General features: G+C 46.3%; 1 protein-coding gene. It reads right to left on the reverse strand.

What is annotated here, in order from left to right; translation table 11 throughout:
• Nucleotides 1-404 precede the first annotated feature (404 nt).
• Nucleotides 405-1691 carry an IS110 family RNA-guided transposase gene (locus OYT88_RS20655; RefSeq protein WP_274402254.1) on the reverse strand — a complete coding sequence of 429 codons (1287 nt, stop codon included), beginning with the start codon at nt 1689-1691 and terminating at the stop codon, nt 405-407.
• Nucleotides 1692-1835 lie beyond the last annotated feature (144 nt).

Consider the following 1835-nt stretch of genomic DNA (forward strand, 5'->3'; position numbering starts at 1 on the left):
CTCCCTCTATAAAATAAATGTTTTCTTAGAATATCTCGTGTTTTCTCCGAATATCTAGCCTATCTGTTCTAAACTGAGATTGAAGTATGGATAATGCAGACAAATCATCAAAAATATGGATGGAATTACCAAAACAGGAATAGAGAAAATCATTTGATTTCCTTTATTTGGTAGTTCAAAGTGTATGACCGCACTTTGGATCTCCACGCATCTCATGGTGGCTGACCCTCCCATGTCTCACTGAGTCGATGCTCTGACATTCCTTCGTTCTGCCTATCCACGAGGTGGAGGCCGGAAAAAGCTTTCTAACTGGGTCATGCCCGAATGGAAAAAATGATACCGGCTGCTCCGTGCTTCAATTGTCTGTTCGTACAGAAGGCTTTGATTCTAGATCGAACGTAAGATCAGGCCACACCCTGCGTGTGTTGAAGATGAGGCATATCCTGCATCATTTGCTTTTCACTAAAGGCACACTGACGACGACCTATGACAAACAGGACACGAATCAATTTGTGACATAAAGCGATTAAAGATTGTTTACCGGTCAATGGATGAATCGGGCGGTGACGATAATAGTGATGCAGACCTTTGAACGCTTCATTGGTTGCGGCAAGGGGCATGGCGACACGAAACAACAGGGCTCTTAAGCGTTTGCGGCCTCTCTTGGTGATGGTCGTCTTTCCTTTATGCTTTCCGGACGCGTTCATGCGCAAATTCAATCCTGCTAATTTAAGAATTTGGCGTGGATGATCATACTGCGACAAGTCTCCGACCTCAGCGAAAAAGCCGACAACGGTGATCAAACCGATCCCTTTGATCTCGCTCATTTCCTTTGCGCCAGGGATTGTGAGCACTAAGGCACACAGTTCTTCAGTCAGTTCATGGAGTCGCTCCGTCAAGTCATCATATTTTTCCGTTAAGAATCGACACTCTTCTTTAGCGAACCGTGTACCCACCGTGAGTCCCACAGACTGTTCAGCGACCGCCTTAAGCTGCCGAACGCGTTTCAACCCAATCGCTCGTTGAGCGACTTTCTTGATTTCCAAGAGCAGCGTCTCATCAGGTATTGTGGTGATCTCCTGAGGCAGGTAGCACTGTCTGAGGACCTGAAGGGCCGCTTTTCCTTCCCAGCTTTTAAAAACGGTGAGAAACTCAGGAAAATAGCGATCGAGCCAATTGTGCACTTTCGCTTTAATGCGAGTCTGATCCTGAACCAGCTGATCATAAAGTTTCATGCCTTCCCGGAGTTCGGCATAAGTCTCTTCCGGTAAAGTAGGCTCCGAGTAACGCCCATCTTTAATGAGCTGGGCAATCACTTTGGCATCTTTCGTGTCGTTCTTGGTCGGCGAATTGTCATCCAGCTCTTTACTTTTTTTCACATGCATCGGATTCACCAGCACGCACCGGATATCCTGTGCTTTCAAGTAGTAAGCGAGAGTCATCCAATAGTGCCCGGTCGGTTCCATGCCGATGACCACTTCAGATTTTTGATGCTGGCTCATTAAGGCCTTCACCCACTGGAGAAGCCCTTGAAAGCCTTCCAGGTTATTAGCGAAAACCAACCGCTTGGACAGATCCATGCCTCTGAAGTCCTGTGCCCGAGCGACCTGCCTGTGTTTGGCGATGTCGATACCAACAATCAGGGTTTGTTCCGTAATTTGAGCTATCTTTCGATTTTGGGTATAATTCATTTTGAGAGTTCTCCTTGGTATCAAATTAGAGGTCAATGCATCGCGATGCTTTTGACACTCCGTACTATACCAGGAGGGCTCTTTCTCTGTACACCTCCGAAAATCTCTAATTTACCTCATTTTCTTGAATACAGGAATGCTTTC

It is taken from the genome of Sporolactobacillus sp. CQH2019 (assembly GCF_028765345.1).
In the GTDB taxonomy this organism is placed as follows: domain Bacteria; phylum Bacillota; class Bacilli; order Bacillales; family Sporolactobacillaceae; genus Sporolactobacillus.

Bases quoted from the DNA above. Each gene is read 5' to 3' on its own strand.
- OYT88_RS20655 (WP_274402254.1), bottom strand. From the start codon at position 1,691: ATGAATTATACCCAAAATCGAAAGATAGCTCAAATTACGGAACAAACC.